The sequence below is a fragment of the Burkholderia sp. WP42 genome (assembly GCF_000745665.1).
Taxonomy (GTDB): domain Bacteria; phylum Pseudomonadota; class Gammaproteobacteria; order Burkholderiales; family Burkholderiaceae; genus Burkholderia; species Burkholderia vietnamiensis.
The window spans coordinates 129220-146123 of sequence record NZ_JQJT01000009.1; the positions used below are offsets into that span (position 1 = coordinate 129220).

Annotated in this window: 10 protein-coding genes; 2 read left to right on the plus strand and 8 right to left on the minus strand. The window is 61.4% G+C overall.

Features of this window, described 5'->3' with window-relative positions; all coding sequences use genetic code 11:
• Positions 1-102: 102 nt before the first annotated feature.
• The 3 genes from EX20_RS04600 to EX20_RS30245 all read right to left on the minus strand — a co-directional run bounded on the left by EX20_RS04600 (position 103) and on the right by EX20_RS30245 (position 3785).
• The gene (locus EX20_RS04600; protein WP_034192777.1) at positions 103-852 is read right to left on the minus strand and encodes a carbonic anhydrase; all 750 of its coding nucleotides are present in this window, start codon (positions 850-852) and stop codon (positions 103-105) included.
• Between the two features lie 607 nt (positions 853-1459).
• Positions 1460-2866: a YadA family autotransporter adhesin gene (locus EX20_RS04605; RefSeq protein ID WP_051974380.1), complete on the minus strand. Its 1407-nt coding sequence runs from the start codon at positions 2864-2866 to the stop codon at positions 1460-1462.
• Positions 2867-3479: 613 nt separating this feature from the next.
• A complete protein-coding gene (locus tag EX20_RS30245) occupies positions 3480-3785 on the minus strand; it encodes an H-NS histone family protein (protein WP_072465421.1) in 306 nt (101 codons plus the stop codon).
• A 1445-nt stretch (positions 3786-5230) separates the two neighbouring features.
• On the opposite strand from EX20_RS30245, the gene EX20_RS31700 reads away from it, so the two are divergent.
• Entirely contained in the window at positions 5231-6115 is an 885-nt protein-coding gene (locus tag EX20_RS31700) for a winged helix-turn-helix domain-containing protein (RefSeq protein WP_060081309.1), read from the plus strand.
• Complete coding sequence (locus EX20_RS04610) at positions 6091-6561, plus strand: hypothetical protein (RefSeq protein ID WP_034192778.1); 471 nt, start codon at positions 6091-6093, stop codon at positions 6559-6561. Before EX20_RS31700 ends, EX20_RS04610 begins: the two co-directional genes overlap by 25 nt.
• A gap of 75 nt (positions 6562-6636) precedes the next feature.
• On the opposite strand, the gene EX20_RS32730 is transcribed toward EX20_RS04610, so the two are convergent.
• From EX20_RS32730 to EX20_RS04635, 5 genes are all read right to left on the minus strand, one after another.
• Positions 6637-7164 carry a hypothetical protein gene (locus tag EX20_RS32730; protein ID WP_014725800.1) on the minus strand — a complete coding sequence of 176 codons (528 nt, stop codon included), beginning with the start codon at positions 7162-7164 and terminating at the stop codon, positions 6637-6639.
• 700 nt (positions 7165-7864) lie between these two features.
• Complete coding sequence (locus EX20_RS04620; protein WP_034192779.1) at positions 7865-10627, minus strand: YadA-like family protein; 2763 nt, start codon at positions 10625-10627, stop codon at positions 7865-7867.
• Between the two features lie 932 nt (positions 10628-11559).
• The gene (locus tag EX20_RS04625; protein ID WP_034192780.1) at positions 11560-12393 is read right to left on the minus strand and encodes an EAL domain-containing protein; all 834 of its coding nucleotides are present in this window, start codon (positions 12391-12393) and stop codon (positions 11560-11562) included.
• A gap of 275 nt (positions 12394-12668) precedes the next feature.
• Positions 12669-15923 (minus strand): ATP-binding protein, encoded by a 3255-nt coding sequence (locus EX20_RS04630; protein ID WP_034192781.1) that lies wholly within the window; start codon positions 15921-15923, stop codon positions 12669-12671.
• Positions 15923-16585, minus strand: coding sequence for a response regulator (locus tag EX20_RS04635; RefSeq protein ID WP_034192782.1), 663 nt, complete (start codon positions 16583-16585; stop codon positions 15923-15925). The genes EX20_RS04630 and EX20_RS04635 overlap by 1 nt, the downstream gene beginning before the upstream one ends.
• Positions 16586-16904 lie beyond the last annotated feature (319 nt).

Consider the following 16904-nt stretch of genomic DNA (forward strand, 5'->3'; position numbering starts at 1 on the left):
TTGGCGCACTCGCCGGCCGACGCTCTCTCGTCGGCCGGATTCGAGGATTCAAACTGATTGGACTGTTTCTTCAATGACGGCCGGGTGAGCGACACCGAACGGTCAGACGATGAAATCGACGTGACCCGTCGCCAGTCGATAAATGCCGCCGATGATTTTCAGCTTTCGATCCCGCTTTGCGCCTGAAATGATGGTCGAGCGTGCGGACAGATGGCGAACGGAGTCTTTGACGTTCTGTGCAATCGCAGCATCCAGCGGTACGCCGCCGGCCCGCTGCGCTTGTCTGACGGACGGCAACATGGCCATCGCCAGGTCCTGGATCTTTCCGGGGTAAATGGTTCCTTTGGTCTCGATATTGACGGCGGCGCTCACTGCGCCGCACTTGTCGTGGCCGAGCACGAGGATCACCGGGGTTTTCAGTACGGCAACTGCGTACTCGAGGCTTCCCAGCACGTCGTCATTGACGAAATTGCCGGCTACGCGCACCGCGAACAGGTCGCCTCGCGCGCTATCGAACGCGTACTCGGGAGCGATTCGCGAGTCTGCACAGCTCAGGACGGCCGCATAGGGATTCTGTCCGGTACCGAGCGATTCACGCTCGTGTGCGAAGTCGTGACGAAGCATCAGACCTGCGACATAGCGGGCATTGCCTTCCTTCAGCCGGCTGATCGCGGCATCCGGGCTCATCGCATTCAGCGGTTTCGGCAGCGGACGAGTATCGGGCGTCGCGGCGAAACTCGTCAGCGAAGCACCGCTTGCGGCTACACCGAGTGCGGATACGCCTGCCATCCGGATGAATTGTCGGCGGGCCGGATGGTTCGTTGCCGTTTTGCAAGTATCGGATTTACACATGTTCGTTTTTATTCCTGTTGAGTTGAATTGATTGATATGCCGGTGTGTGCATTGAACGACTGCTCGCTTGCTGCGCGCGGAATGCGTGTTCAGTGCCGTATGCAATATGGGATTCCCATACGCTTATCTGATGCGCCCGATATCGTTACCGGAAAATCGACGCTCGCATGCCGGCTCGAACAGCGCGATCGCGATGCAGCAGCACATCGATGCAATAAGGACGGCCCAGAATATTTGCTTCTTCATCAGAGTTTCCAATGATGTCGAGATAAAACGTCTAGCTTTCTTGCGATGCGTGGCTTTTCTTGCTTACCGGCAGATAGCTGTGTTTGCCGGGGTTGCAGAAAATCTGCGATTCATCTACGGCGATGGGTCGCGCCGTTTCCGAACGGCGGTAGCGGCATCGCGACCGATAGCGCCAGCCATTCGGATTGCCCATGCCGCCCGGCGGTCGTTGATTGGTCGGTCGCGCAGATATGCGCCGGTTTAGCGACCGCCAGTCGGTTCGAACCCTCGCAGTCGAGCCGGTATTTCGCTCTTTGCAGAACGCGTGCGAAATGCTGCAGGCTCGATCCAACGCCGGTCGGGAGAGCCTGCGGCGACCGCATTACCACTGATAAGCCATCCCGGCGCCCCACAGCATGTTGTCCGCGCTATAGCTGATGCCGCTTCTGACCTTGATGTTCTGCGTGACGTGCGCCGTAGCGCCGATCGCGACCGCTTGATAACCCTTGTAGTTCGCGGTGCCGACGCCAACCGTGAGGGTCTTGCCGTCACCCACGTCCGGGATCATCGTCAACGCGGTTGCGGCGGCAAGGCCCGAATACGCACCGCGCTCGACCGCACTGATCTGGCTCCTGACGCTGTTCAGCTGGCTTACGTTGACTGCGTCGGTGTCGTGGACACCTGCCGCGACATTGGTGATCCGGCGTTCGTGGCCGGACGACCCGACCGATACCGTGTTCGCCTCGTCAGCGACCGAGCCTGCACCCAACGCGACGGAATTCTGGCCGGACGCCCTCGATTGGTCGCCGAGCGCCGTGCTGCGATCTCCGGACGCGTTCGACTGGTTGCCGAGGGACGTGCTGCGATTTCCCGATGCGTTCGATTGGTTGCCGAGCGCCGTGCTGCGATCGCCCGATGCGTTCGATTGGTTGCCGAGTCCGGTGCTGCCATCGCCGAGAGCCTTCGAGTCCTTGCCGTTGGCTGTGGCGCCGTCGCCTTCAGCGTCCGAGTTCTTGCCGATGGACGTGCTGCCGTCGCCGAGAGCCTTCGAGTTCTTGCCGTTGGCTGTGGCGCCGTCGCCTTCAGCGTCCGAGTTCTTGCCGATGGACGTGCTGCCGTCGCCGAGAGCCTTCGAGTTCTTGCCGTTGGCTGTGGCGCCGTCGCCTTCAGCGTCCGAGTTCTTGCCGATGGACGTGCTGCCGTCGCCGAGAGCCTTCGAGTTCTTGCCGTTGGCTGTGGCGCCGTCGCCTCGGGCGAACGAGTCCTTGCCGTTGGCTGTCGCGCCGTCGCCATCGGCGAACGAGTTCTTGCCGTTGGCTGTCGCGCCGTCGCCATCGGCTAACGAGTTCTTGCCGTTGGCTGTCGCGCCATCGCCTCGGGCGAACGAGTCCTTGCCGTTGGCTGTCGCGCCATCGCCTCGGGCGTACGAGTCCTTGCCGTTGGCTGTCGCGCCGTCGCCTTCGGCGTACGACTCCTTGCCGTTGGCTGTCGCGCCGTCGCCTTCAGCGTCCGAGTTCTTGCCGTTGGCTGTCGCGCCGTCGCCATTGGCGGTCGAGTCCTTGCCGTTGGCTGTCGCGCCGTCGCCATTGGCGTACGACTCCTTGCCGTTGGCTGTCGCGCCGTCGCCATTGGCGATCGAGTTCTTGCCGTTGGCTGTCGCGCCGTCGCCATTGGCGATCGAGTCCTTGCCGTTGGCTGTCGCGCCGTCGCCATTGGCGATCGAGTCCTTGCCGTTGGCCATCGCTTCGCTGGCAAACGGCCCGACGACAATACCCGCAAGCAGCAGCAATGTGACACCGACACGCGAAAGCGTGAATGCATTCTGCCGCCGCCTCAAAGTGCCTTGACTGCATCCCGCTGCACATTCCGCCCCCACACCACACGCATTTACCGACTCACACCAATCCACATTGCAATTCTTGCTCAAAATACCCTCGCTCAATTAGCCACTTTAAAAATCACCACACCAATCGAAACCAACGCGTCAGCGATTCACTCCTTTACTCGATAGCGAGTCACATCGCACGCTCAGTTCCGCACGAGCTTCGGCGTTTTCTCCGGCAATCGAACAGCAAGCTGGCTAGAGTCGATCGGCCAAGTCCGCGGTGCGGTGTACCGCGGGAGCTTCAACGGTCGCGTCGTAACGCAGTTTCTACTCGCATCGCGCCCGCCACTTTCCGGGCGTACGCGCTCCGGGTAGTACTACGCAGAAGTTCGCAAGGCGACGCGCACGACGCAAGCGACATTCGAAAAAGCTCTCCCGCCTTGCAGCCGGCGCGATGACTCAGAACTATCCATTAACGAGGGCGTCCGCAGCGCCCCGGTTCCGCCACCGGACAAACGCAAGCCAGACTAATGAATGTTGCCCGGCGGCCCAATACGCGGCGAATGTCAGGCTGCGCTCACGAAAGCCCATCGACCATAAATTCGTCGCGACGCACGTCGCACAGCCATTTCGGCGTTCGGCCTCTGCCGTTCCACGTCTGGCCCGTCACCGGATTCCGATATTTCGCTGGCGCCGGTTCACGCCGGGTGGTCGGTGGCCGGCGACGAGCGCCTTGCGGAAAGATCTGCTCCGGTCGAATTTGATACGTCCGCACGGTCTGTCGAATTTCTGAAACGATCGCAGAGATTTCGCGCGCTCTCGCTGCTTCGGCTTCCTGGGTGAGCGCGTCAATCTGTGCCTTCAATTCCTCATAAGTTGCCACAACACCCTCCAGATAATTAGCGTTTCGACGCGCCATTCGATTTTCCCGCGACACCAGTCGGCGCGGCACGCGCGATGCACGCGTCGAAACGTACTGAATAAAAAGGCGATCGCCGAACCGGCGATCGCAAAGCCACCTTGCTCCGCGGGGGATCGGAGCGTCGTAGGTGACGGCCTAAAAATATCCTTTAATCAATCGGCGTTCCAATGTCGGGCGGCGGCGACCGCGTACAACCCGATATATTGGGGTGCATCCCACATACGCGACGGATACAAGTCCGGCGATCCTGAGCGCACCAACTTCAAAATCAACGTTTCGCCAGAGAAACCGAAGAAATCGTCATTTCCACCACACCGCGATTTCATACCACGCCGTCTTCGATAATATTCTCGCCTGAAAGTCAAACGATGACGGCAGCCGCCGCCCCGAATCGCGCCCTGTCCTAATGGGGCAATCGCGGCAGGAAGATTCAAATACGTCACCGCAAAACGACCAAGACCAGACCAAACCAGGATAATGGTCGATCCGCAAACGGAGTAGCGCCATGCCAACGAAACAGCAGTCTACTTGAGCGAGAAACGCCGAGCCGTGAGGAATATATGATCGATATATGAATAATTCTGATTTCACATCAACCGCCCCGGCCTGACGCGGCGTCCGCCCCGTCAGGCCGGGGGCGTTGACGACCAACGCGCTCGCGAACGGGCATTTTGTAAGACCAACATACTGCCGGGCGACATTCGACGCACATCAAGCGCTTCAGATATTAAGCCGACGCCCCTTCTGACGGTTCATCAGCGGCACCTTACGATTCAGAATTGCTGCCCCGCATTATTCCGCCTCATGTCTCGCTCTGTTTAGCAGCGAATATCACAATTGTGAAATTTTTACCGCCCCCGTAAAGACGGTGTTCCACGCCCGTAGCCGTGAATGACACATCAATCCGCCGGACATGAACCACCGAATGATTAAGCTGCATGAGGTGCGGCACCCCTGAATCAGAAACGCTTCAGAAATTTTTCAGAATCAGGCCGCACCAGTCAAATGCCCACAGCTGTTGCATCCCGCGCGGCGCCTAGTTTTCGCCCGGTGCGCTACACCGCAACGGTGTATCGCGTCTTGCGTGTCGATACCATCGGGCGCCGAAGTAACAGTCCGATAACCGAAAAGCTCGCGCAGTCCGAAATACCAGCCGTCCTTCCTTCAGCACGACGAACGTCAGCATGTACAATATGGTTAATTTTCGTCAACGTGAGGCTTCCACGTCTGCCAGTGCAACAGACACGGAAAGGCCGCTGCAATATCAGGTTCGGAGAGTCGATTCACGGCTTCCGCCTCGTACAGCAATGCAGTTGGAAGCACATCAAAAATAGTATGACCATTACCTTAACCGACAGAATTCGACGCCCAAGCGGTCCGTTTTGTCCTTCCCCTGTAGGGGCACAATGACGGACGAAAGCCAAAAACCCGGTCTTGCCGCCGATTCGCTCCCGTTTCATCTCGACGAGCGGATGTTGAGCAATCCAGCGACCGGCGACCAGAAGTTTCTGTCACGCAACGAAGCGCGCTTGTTGGGATTGCTGCTGGAAGGGCCGCAGACCAAAGAAGCGCTGATTCATCGCGTTTGGGGCGAACTCGGTGTTGTCGTGACGGACGCGAGCTACTACCAGCTGGTCACGCAGGTAAGAAACAGCTTCGAAGAACTCAGTTTGTCCAGGAAGATTCTTCGGACTATTCCGCGGTATGGGCTCGAACTCGTGCCAAATCGTCCTGAACTCGACGATGAGTCGCTCGATGATGAGCCCGAACGCGGTGAAGTCGACACACCGCCGGAAAACGCAAGCGTCGCATCAGCACCGGACGCCTCGTGTGCGGATCAGCAATCCGTTCCGGAACCGGCTACCGCAGGTGCGGAGAACGACAGCGTTGGCCCGACGACGGCAAGCGCTGAAGCAAAGCCGACGCCGCGCGGCCGATTCGGCCTCTTGTCGCAGATCACGCGAGCGCGATACCTGGCGATACTGCTCGCAACGATGGGCGTAGCGCTGATCAGCGTCTATTTGAGCGTATCGTACACACGAGCCCCATCCGGGAAAAAGTCGAAGCCATGGATAGAGCGCAATGTATCGGGCATGCGAGTATATGTGCGGGATCCGGCGCTGTCGTCAGAGTTGATCGCCTTCTATATATCGAAGGCACACCCGGAAAATCAATGCGATTCCGAACCGCGGAGCTTTGATTATTATTTTGAGGAAACACCCTCAGTGATGCAAATGCTCGTTTACGAACCCCAAACCCGGCTCCCATGCGTTACCTATTATTTTTACTGACTGCGGCCGTCACGATCGCTGCATCATATGGCGTTTACATACGCCTCACGGCAGGCGACATCAAGAAAGATTCCCTCATTGAATGCGAGGGAAAGACGATATCCATGTCGGGTAACGATGGCGTGATAATGCATACGCTCGTCTATTCAGTATCGCCCGCAGACGGCAGCGCGCAGTTCCGCTACATGGATGCCAATGGACATGCGTCGGCGATAAGGCAGATTCGACTCGGCCAGACTTCGGTAAAAGCTTCACGCGAGCGCATCCTGTTGTCTGGCGTCGTCACGGACTTTTCCGGTTCGGGCGACCTGCCCAAAGACGATCCGTTTCTGATACAAATTCATAAAGGCAACTCCATACTGTTCGATATGAATCTGTTCAAGGACAGGGTCTGGAACGTAGGAATCGGATCGCTCGATCTTGGTTATTGCATCATGTATAAGTGAGCGAGTTCGCTGAATCGTCGCGCAATGCGCTCGTGGATCTGAACTGTGTGCCTATCATTCCAAATCGCCGTGCCATCAAACCAGATCCGCGACTTCTTCATCGCGTGCTTCGTCGTGCGGACTTGCAGCCGGCGTTCCGGCAGGGTGCGCGACCGGGGCAAGGTCACCGCGACAACCGATGCGCGGGCAATGGGTGTTGTAACAGCGCACCTGGAACACATCGGCAGACCCCGAATTCGGCATGCAGCGAACCGCCTGCATGCCCTCGAACTCGTCAGGCGACGCCGACGCATCCGCATCGATCGGCCGCCCCGAGCAGCAGATGCTGTCCTTCGCCCTACGCAGACGCAAGCGGGACACGGTCGTCAACGCGAACACGAAAACGCAGACGCCCAACAGCATCGCCTCGATCAGCAATACAAACGTGACGATCAACCAGCCGTCGAGCAGGTCGACGCACCAGAGCGAAACCAACAGCACGCAGAGAATCACGAAGACTGCGGGCACGACGAACAGCACCCATCGCGAAGTCTTGTCCCATGCATCATCGGCGTGCCATCGCGTGGAAGATGGAAAACGGGTCGACGTCGTTTGATCGAGCATTTCAAACCTCCGATCGGCGTCGTTCGAGATCGAGCGACACCGCTAACTGATCCGTCAATGGACAGAGCAAGAAGTCCAGCGACATGTCGCCGGTGATGTCTTCATGCGTGTCGAGGGTGATGGAACGAGGCTCGGCCCGACGTGCCGCCGCTCACCGCTGAAGTGCCCCACTCGGTGCCGCGCTCGCTGCACGCCACTCACGAGCCGCTCACCAGCCACTTGCCCGGCGCGCGATACGGTATAGCTTCGACCAGGCTTGAGCTCGCTTCGATAACGACATGCCAGGTGGCTTGTCACGACAGTGCGTACTTCGCAGCAGGGCTCGCAAGTGCCAAAGCTGTTCGAGCGACTCGCGACAGGCAACGGTTGCCGGCATCTATCGCCGCAGCGACGCCGCCGTAGTTCGCGGGCAGGATTCGGTGTTGACGATACGCGTTGTGGATCATTGCGAAGCGCTGCGCGTGGTTCTACGAGCTGTGAGTCAACTATCGCGCGGGTACTCACCCGGCTTGGCGAGGATGTGGAGAATGCCCTCGCCCGGCAAACCGATCATTCAAGGCCATGTCGCGGGGCCCCACTGCGTCACGTTTCGCGGACATACGCGAGGAGCAGACCACCACCACATACGCGCTCTGCAACGCCGACGCTGGCGTCTCGACCGTACGGTCGATTGCCAGCGTCGAGCGTCGCAGCCGGCGACTTACCACTGATACGACGCGCCCGCACCCCAGACATAATTGCTGCTGCTGTAGCTCACGCCGGCTCGCACCTTCAGGTTCTGCGTAATGCGTGCGGTAGCACCGAGCGCGGATGCCTGATACCCCTTGTAGTTCGCGGTGCCGATACCGACCGCCAGCGTCTTCGCCGCGTCGACGTCCGGAATCATCGTCAGTGCCGTTGCCGCTGCAATACCGGAGTACGCATCACGCGCGACCGAGTTGATCTGGCCTTGCATGCTCGACAACTGGTTCTGGATGCCGGAAACGGTGGCGTTCAACTGCCCGACGTTCACTGCATCCGTATCGGCCACGCCCGCTGCGAGGTTGGTGACGCGGCGCTCATTGCCGGACGAACCGACCGACACCGTATTGGCCTCGTTCGCGACGGAGCCCGTTCCGAGCGCCACCGAATTCGAACCCGATGCGACAGCGCCCTCGCCCATCGCGACGCTGCGCTCGCCCGTCGCGCTGGCGTTCGTGCCGTACGCCGAGCTGTGCGAGCCCGCCGCAACCGCACCCGAGCCGGTCGCGACGCCGTTCGTGCCGGACGCAACCGAATTCACGCCAAGCGCGGTACTGCCCTCGCCGGTCGCCGCCGAGCTCGCGCCGAATGCCGTGCTGCTGTCGCCGGAGGCAACCGAGCTCGAGCCGTTCGCCGTGCTATTGGTGCCCGAGGCCGTCGAGTTGTTGCCCGTGGCCGTCGTGCCGTCCGCCATTGCCGAAGCCTTCTCACCGGTTGCGGTGGAGCCCACACCGGATGCGGTCGAGTCGGTGCCGGTCGCGGTGCTGTTCTCACCGGTCGCCGTCGAGTTCGTACCCGTCGCCGTGCTGTTGTCGCCCGATGCGATCGACTCCGTACCGGTCGCCGTCGTCTTGTTGCCGGATGCGGTCGAGTCGGTGCCGGTCGCGGTGCTGTTCTCACCGGTCGCCGTCGAGTTCGTACCCGTCGCCGTGCTGTTGTCGCCCGATGCGATCGACTCCGTACCGGTCGCCGTCGTCTTGTTGCCGGATGCGGTCGAGTCGGTGCCGGTTGACGTGCTGTTCTCGCCGGTCGCCGTCGAGTTCGTGCCCGTCGCCGTGCTGTTGTCGCCCGATGCGATCGACTCCGTACCGGTCGCCGTCGTCTTGTTGCCGGATGCGGTCGAGTCGGTGCCGGTCGCGGTGCTGTTCTCACCGGTCGCCGTCGAGTTCGTACCCGTCGCCGTGCTGTTGTCGCCCGACGCGGTGCTGCTGTCGGGAGACACGGCGGCGTTCTCGCTCGCGGCGCTCTCCAGGCCGACTACCGCTGTGCTGAGCGACGACACTTGCGACGTCAGCACGTCGTACTGCGCGGCGAAGTCCTGCTGCAGAGTGTGCACTTGCGAGCCATTGACCGCATCCATGCTGGTAGCCGAAATCGTACCGGCCGCGACGTTCGTCAGCAGGACTGCGTTCGTGGCGCCTACCCCGCCGAGCGTGATGAATGCCCGCGACGAATCGTCATAAGACACGGCGTTGCCCATCGACGTCTGGAGACCGCTTATAGTCGCGCCGAGATCGCTCAGGTTCGAGTTGACCGTGCTGAGTCTCGTCGACAGCGTCGCGACCTCGTCGGCAGTGCCAAGCAGCGACGTGGACAACGACGACACGTCACGTTCGCTCGATGACAACCCTGTCGACAGCGAAGTCAGGCTGTTCGACGTCGTGGTCGACAGAGAATGCAGCTGGCTGACGTTGACGGCGTCCGTATCGTCGACGCCGGCGGAGATACCCGTCAGCGTACGCGTTCCTTCGCTGCCCGCGAAATCCACCGTGCGGCCGGTCGACTCGGCGCCGACGCTGATTGCACCGGTCGTCGCATCCTGCGTCACGACGCTCGTGCCGGTTGACAGCATGCTGGTCGAAAGCGATGCGATGCTCTCCGCCGTCGACGTCGACAACGACGTGATGCTGTTTGCCGTCGAAGTCGACAAGGATGCAAAGCCATTGTTCGTCGAAGTCGACAGCGCCGTGATGCTAGCTTCGGTCGAAGTCGACAAGGACGCGAAGCCGCTGTTCGTCGAAGTCGACAACGATGCAATGCTGCCGCTTGTCGACGTCGACAACGAGGCGAGGCTGTTTGCCGCCGAATCCGACAACGATGCGATGTCGCCAGCCGTAGAAGTAGACAACGATGCGATTTCGCTGGCCGTGGAAGTAGACAGCGAACTGACGCTGCTCGCAGTCGACGTCGACAGCGAGTTCAGCTGCGACATGTTGACGGCGTCGGTCGACCGGACACCGGCAGCCACACCGCTGAGTAATATGCCATCGGTTGCATTCGACATCGTCAATACGTTGCCATTCGCTCCGCCCGTTCGGAAGTAAATCTTGCCAGCATTGCCGTCGAGAACGACCTGCGTATCGTCCGCGGTCAACCCGACCCAATCGGTCGATCCACCGGGCGTCAAGCCATTGATCCAGGCTGCCGAATTACAGCCGTTGGACAGCACGCCACCGTTGCCGCTGATGTTGTTGGTGCCGCCCTTGTACGTCAAACACAAGCCAGTATTCGATGCAGCGTGCGCCTCGTGGGCAAACGGTCCGACCATGCCGAGCGCAAGCAATGCTGCCGCACCCAGAAGCGTCACCTTCAAAAAGCGCTTCGTTTCGAGCGCAGGCTCGACGATCTTCGACGTTCCGCCAGCGTGCCCTACTGCGTTCTCCGACACTGCAACCCACGTACGCGTCGCTTCGCACCACACCGTTTTGTAAATCTTGTTCATGCAATCCCCCCACGAATTTAGTTCGTAGTGCTACGTTGACGGCTGACACACATGACTGGAATCGAGCCAGAAGCGTCGTCAACGACACGGTCAGAACATGGAATTAACCCGGCACATCGGATTAATCGAGAAGGCTCGCCAAGGACAGAATGTCTTCACATCACCCCGCGAGATCTAGACTCAAAGATATCGAGATACAGAAAATCAGAATATCTCAATTGTTCTAATTTTCCGTACACGTCCGAATCCGCAGCGACACAAGTACGTATGTACGAACGGCAACCGACAGATGGATATCGACGCGAGCCTGCAGCGACTCAGGTCACGAAGCCGAAACAGGGATCAGATGATAGAAGCGCAGCAAGCTGTCGACAGTCGCCCTTGAAGAGCTACGAGCACGCGCGTCGACGACACCTCAGGCAGACCGGCGATTTTCCATTGAACCGGTCGTGTATTTCCACGGGCTGCGCCTGGCACGCGCGCTTCGCCGCACCTGCACGCGCAGGGACGCGTACCTCGGATCGGTCGCACCGCTGGCAAATGGAGTTCAAACCGAAGAGTGAACCAGATCCGCGACTGGCGGCGAAACGCCTTTCATCGCTGCTCGATCGCTATCCAATCGACGCCGCGCTTCATGCGAAGCCCGGATACACGATGTTCCAACTTGGTGGGCGTGAACACGCGTTGAATCACGCGCACTCCGCATTGCGCTCACGAACGCCGGTGCATTGCTGCGAGCGATGTTTTCGCCGACAACCCGGTGCGGGACTTGACACAACAGCGTACTCGACGCGTTGCATTGCGGCGCCTTGATCGTATGAACGGAGCAGCGGCACATGCGGCGGCGTCACGCCGCCGCGTTACTGCGGTACATTGAGTTCCCGGAACTCGTTGCGAGCGACAAGCGGGCATAGCGCCTCACGACAAGAGCCTCATGACGACCCGCGCCCGTCGGCACAAGCAAGCAAGGCTTGCGCGTTCATCGGCTTGAACAGCGCGTCGCCCTGCAAGTCGATGTGGCGGTACTTTCGCAGGAATTCGAGCTGGCTTGCGCTGTCGACGCCGGACACAGTCAAGGTCAAGCGCAGGTCATGTGCAAGGCGCGACACGCTCGACAGAATAGCCTCGGACGTCGTCGACTGCGGCAAGCGCGCGGTGAACGGCTCGCTGAACTTCACGCCCGTCACCGGCAACACCAGCAACGTCGACATCGCCGTGTGGTGCGCGCAGAAATCGCTCAAAACGACGCCGAATCCCTTTCGTCGCAAACGTTTGAGCGTGTCGAGCAACGACTGCGATTCCTCGCGCTCGGGCATCTCCGGAATGTCGAGCGTCAACTGCGCCGGCGCCACGCCGAATTCCGCGACCGACCGCGCCAGATGCTCCGACATTCCGTCAGCACACAGCCGCGCGCCCGACAGCCTCAGCGAGATCGGCAGCGCGCCACTGCGCTGCTTGTACCACTGTCCCAACTGCCGGCACACCTCACGCACGACATATTCGCTGATGCTCGCCGATACGCCCAGCCGATCTGCAATCGCGTACGAAACTGCCTGACTCAATGCACCCCATCGAGGGTGATGCCATGTCGCCATCGCTTCCGCGCCGGTCACGGCCGCCGACCACGTCGAAACGATGGGCTGGTAATCGATTGCGAACTCACCGAGCTCGATCGCCTGCTCGAGCTCGGCCGCCCGGAACGGGAAGTCGACCTCGTGCTCCCAAGCGGTCCATGCGTCCCGATGATGCGGGATGCCCGCTCCCATGTTGCTCTCCCAAAGACGCCGTTATCGACGGGCCGCGATTGCGGCGCCTCATGTCCGTCGCGCGCGACGTCGCATCGTGCCACCCCTGATCCGAAGCGGTTGCTGCGATGCGCGCGCGAACTTCCGTCAAAGGTAAACCGGGCACAGCGGCGCGCGAATCACAATTCTTAGATTCAGAGATCGGGAGGATGACGAGCACGTGCTTTGCGACAGACCGAGCCCGGCGCGCCAAATCGCGCGCGCCGGATCAATGCGCAACGTCGCGCGGCTGACGATCAGCGTCGCGCCAGGACCGCGGCCATGTACGCAAGCTGATCGCGGATGGCCATCGCCTGCAATTCGACTTCGCGATCCCATTCGACCGCTTCGCGCGCGTAGGTCCGCAGCTCCTGGCATTGCTCGTACAACCCGGACGGCCCGAGCACCGCAAGCCCGCCCGCGACGCCATGCAGCCAGTGCCTGAGCCGCGTCAGCGTACGCTCGCGCATCACCTCGTCGAACTCGGCGAGTTCCCGGCCGGCCTGGATGCGGAAGGCCTCCACGTACGCTTGCGGCACGTCGGGTACGTCGGGAAGCGCGTCGGCCACATCACCTTCGTCGCCCCGCTGCTTGTCACAGCGGCCACGCTCGGCGCTTTGCCGCACGATGGCCGCGAGCGTCTCGAGCGGAACGGGTTTGGCCAGATAGTCGGTGAAGCCGCGGGCGCGCCCCTCGGCGATGTCTTCCGGCCGCGTGCTCGCGCTCACCGCATAGACCGGCATGGCGAAACCTTGCGCCCGCATCTCGGCGAGCAACCTGAATCCGTCCATCACCGGCATGTCGATGTCGGTCATCACGATGTCGACGGTCTCCTTCGACAGCAGCGCCAGCGCTTCCTCGCCGTTGGTCGCCTCGATCACGTGCGCACCGAGCGTCGTCAGCTGATCGAGCAGCAAGCTGCGATTGAGCAGGTTGTCTTCGACGATCAGGATCGTCGCGGCACAGGCTCCGCCGCGCAGGTTCGCCACGCCGATCGGCACGTCGCGTCCCGCCGTCAGCATCCGTGCCGCAGACTTCAATCCCTCGAGGCTGTAGATGCTGATCTCGATACCGCCGTCGTCGCGCCGGCTAGGCACCAGCGGCCCGGCCTGCGCGGCCCACACGATCGAGGCCGGCGTCGGCCACCACGCCAGTACTTCCGGTGGCGCGAACTCGTCCGTCACGATCAGGAACTCGTGCGCATGCGCGTCGATCGGGTCCACCGGATTCGACACGGCCGTCACGACTGCGTCGGCCGGGTCGAACAAGTTGCCGAGCCATTCGAGGTTCTCCTGCGCGCGGCACAGCACGGCGACGCGACGATACGGCAGCGTCCAGCCGGCGCAGCTCACATCGCCCTCGGAGGCCTTCAGCGGCAGCGTGACGGTGATGCGCGTTCCGACGCCCACCGTGCTCTGCAAATCCATCTGTCCTTTCATCAAGTCGCACAGGCGCGCGCAGATCGACAGCCCGAGGCCGGTGCCGCGCGCTTGCGTAAGCCGGTTGCTGTCGCCTTGCGTAAACGGCAGGAACAGCCGCTGTTTCAGGTCGTCCGGAATGCCGATGCCGGAGTCCGTCACGCTGATCTCGAGTTCGCCCGCGCGCCAGCTCGCGCGCAGCACGATCTTCCCGGACGGCGTGAACTTCAGCGCGTTGCTCAGCAGGTTGTTGACGATCTGCGAAATGCGGATCGGGTCGAAGTAGAGCCGCGACGGGAGGTTGCGCTCGAACACCGTATAGAACTTCAACCCTTGCTGCGTCGCGAGCGATGCGTGCGACAGCGCGAGACGCTCGAGCAGATCGGCGACGCACGCCCATTCTTCCATCAGGCTCAGCTCGCCGACGTCGATCTTCGAAAAGTCGAGCACGTCGTTGACGATCTGCATCAGCCCGCGGGCCGACGTCTCCATCGCCTTCACGCGAGCCTGCTGCTCCGGCACGAGCGCGCCGCCTGCGAGCAGCTCGATGTTGCCGACGAGCGACGCGAGCGGTGTGCGGATCTCGTGGCTCATCGACGCGAAGAAGGCGACCTTGGCCTTCGCGGCGGCATCGCTCGTCAGCTTGGCCTCCCTCAGCAGGATTTCCGCCTGATGATGGACCGTCATGTCGGTGATCGCGCAGAAGAACACCTCCTGGCCGTTCAGCGTCGCGGGCGCGTAGGTGATCTCGATGTAGACGGCCGCATGCCCGGCGCGCGACAGCGCGAACGGGAACTGGAAAATGCGGGAATCGTCCGCGTCGGCGTCCTGGTCCGTGAGCGCCGATTCGAACGTGTTCTGCAACTCGGGCGGCAGATGCTTGTCAGCGATCCGCAGCGCGAGCATCGTGCGCGCGATCGGGTTCGCGACCACGATCTCGAGCGTCACGCGCCGCACGATGCACAGGCCCACCGGCGTCGCATGCACCAGCAAGTGATTGAGCATCTCGCTTTCGAGCGCGCGCGATGCCTCCGAATAGATGCGCGTCAGAAACCTGTAGTTCCAGTAGCGGAACGCGATGAACAGCAGCGCGATCAGCACGATCGTGGCGCCGCCGATCAGCCACAGCTCGTAACGCATCGACCGCAGCTGCAGCTCGAGCGGCAGCAGGTACATCATGTGCCCGAACCCCGCGTACAGCGCCGGGCGGCGCAGCGCCCAGCCGAATCCCGGCACCCAGTGATACAGGCCATCCTGTTTCGTGACGAGGCTCGCGTCGACGCGGCGGACCATCGCGACGTCGGCCGCATCGACCAGTGGCACGCCGTCCGCATCCACCACGACCGGCTGCTGAACGCGCCCCGCGCGCTCGATCGTCGCGATCAGGCTGTGCAGATCCACGCTTGTCAGCACGATCGCATAGAGCTCGTCGCCCCTGAACACCACGGAAGCGCCGACCATGTGCAACTCGCCGCCCTGCCCGCCGCTCCCGACTGCGAACCAGAGGATCTGTTTCTTGCGGGCGGCTTCCGCTGGGTCGATGCCGCGCTTCTTGTAGCGATCCAGCACGGCGGCGACGAGTTCGGCCGGCGTGCTCGAACGCAGCGCACTCAGGTCGCCCATCGGAAACAGATGACCGTAGCCGACCGAGCCGTCCGCGGTGACCATGCCGATGCTGGGCGCCTGCCCGGTGTTCGTCAGCAATTGCACCGTGTAGTCGCAGCTCTCGCGCAGCGCGTTGTCGTCGACCTTGTTCTGGTCGATCGCCGTGCACGTGTTCGGTGCGGCCACGCTCGTCATCGCCGGTGTGCCGTTCATCCGCAACTGCAGTACGAGCGCGGCCGTCGTGAGCACCATGCGCCGCTGCAGGAAGGTATCGACCACCTCCCTCTCGTGAATGCGCGCGGCTTGCTCCTCCTGCCTGAACGCCGTCTGGAACAATCCGACGATCGTGATGATCGACACGGCCAGCGCAAGCGCCACGAGCAGCGCAATGACGACGGAAAACACGCGACGCTCGCGCGTCAGATTCGATTCGACCGAATAGAATTTCTTCAGCGGCGAGCCGTCGGTTTCTTGAAGAATGCTCTGCATCAGAGCAGTCCCTGCTCACGCGCGCAGTCGATCAGATCGACGTTCGTCTCCACATGAAGTTTGCGCATCGCGGAACGCTTTTGCGTGGAAATCGTCCCGAGCGAACGATTGAGCATGCGTGCGATGTCCGTCAATGTCGCGCCGGTCACGAACAGCCGCACGACCTCGAGCTCCTTAGGCGTCAATGCCTGGAAGTTCGACATGCCGGGCTTCAAACTGCCGGCCAGCGCGAGCCGGTGGGCCATGCCCGGCGACAACGATTGCGTCGCGCCGTTCAGGATCTTTCTGCAGACCTGGCCGAGTTCGCCGATCTCCTCTTCCTTCCCGACCACTCCGGCCACGCCCATCCTGCACAGCTGATTGATCAAGCCCGCATTCGTGAGCATCGTGAAGACGACCACCGGCGTGTGTTCGTAGGCCCGCATCAACTGGGAGATCAGGCGCAATCCGTCCTTGTCGTCATCGCCCTGCTGCATCGCGAAGTCGGTCACGACCAGATCGACCTTTTGCTCGCGGAGCGCATCCAGCAACGCGCTGCCCGACGAGACCGCCGCGGCCACGCGGAACCCCGGCAGCGAGTCGAAGTAGCTCGTCACGGCGCGCAATACGATCGGGTGATCGTCGGCAACCGCGACGTTGGTGGTCAATGCGACGTGGGACATGACAACTCCAAAAACGGCAGAAAAACGAAATGGCCTCTAGCGGACGTGACAGGCCAACTCCGGAACAATCTCGATGTCGAACCGCGGGCCGTCGAACGCGCTGCGCGTTTAGACCCGACCCAACGGCGCCTGCAATCCCCGCTTCGCAGTTTCACGCGCGCATTTGTCGTCCATTGCGAGTATTCACACGAGCGTCGTCAGAAGATGGGCTTGTGTACGTTCCATGCGGGCTTGTATGCTCGCATTCTACCGTGAGTAGAACTCGCGGTCGATTTCATATGTCATCCAAATCGTTTTATCGCGATGAAAACCGGCGCCC

Bases quoted from the DNA above. Each gene is read 5' to 3' on its own strand.
- EX20_RS04600 (WP_034192777.1), bottom strand. From the start codon at position 852: ATGTGTAAATCCGATACTTGCAAAACGGCAACGAACCATCCGGCCCGC.
- EX20_RS31700 (WP_060081309.1), top strand. From the start codon at position 5,231: ATGACGGACGAAAGCCAAAAACCCGGTCTTGCCGCCGATTCGCTCCCG.
- EX20_RS04610 (WP_034192778.1), top strand. From the start codon at position 6,091: ATGCGTTACCTATTATTTTTACTGACTGCGGCCGTCACGATCGCTGCA.
- EX20_RS32730 (WP_014725800.1), bottom strand. From the start codon at position 7,164: ATGCTCGATCAAACGACGTCGACCCGTTTTCCATCTTCCACGCGATGG.
- EX20_RS04620 (WP_034192779.1), bottom strand. From the start codon at position 10,627: ATGAACAAGATTTACAAAACGGTGTGGTGCGAAGCGACGCGTACGTGG.
- EX20_RS04625 (WP_034192780.1), bottom strand. From the start codon at position 12,393: ATGGGAGCGGGCATCCCGCATCATCGGGACGCATGGACCGCTTGGGAG.
- EX20_RS04630 (WP_034192781.1), bottom strand. From the start codon at position 15,923: ATGCAGAGCATTCTTCAAGAAACCGACGGCTCGCCGCTGAAGAAATTC.
- EX20_RS04635 (WP_034192782.1), bottom strand. From the start codon at position 16,585: ATGTCCCACGTCGCATTGACCACCAACGTCGCGGTTGCCGACGATCAC.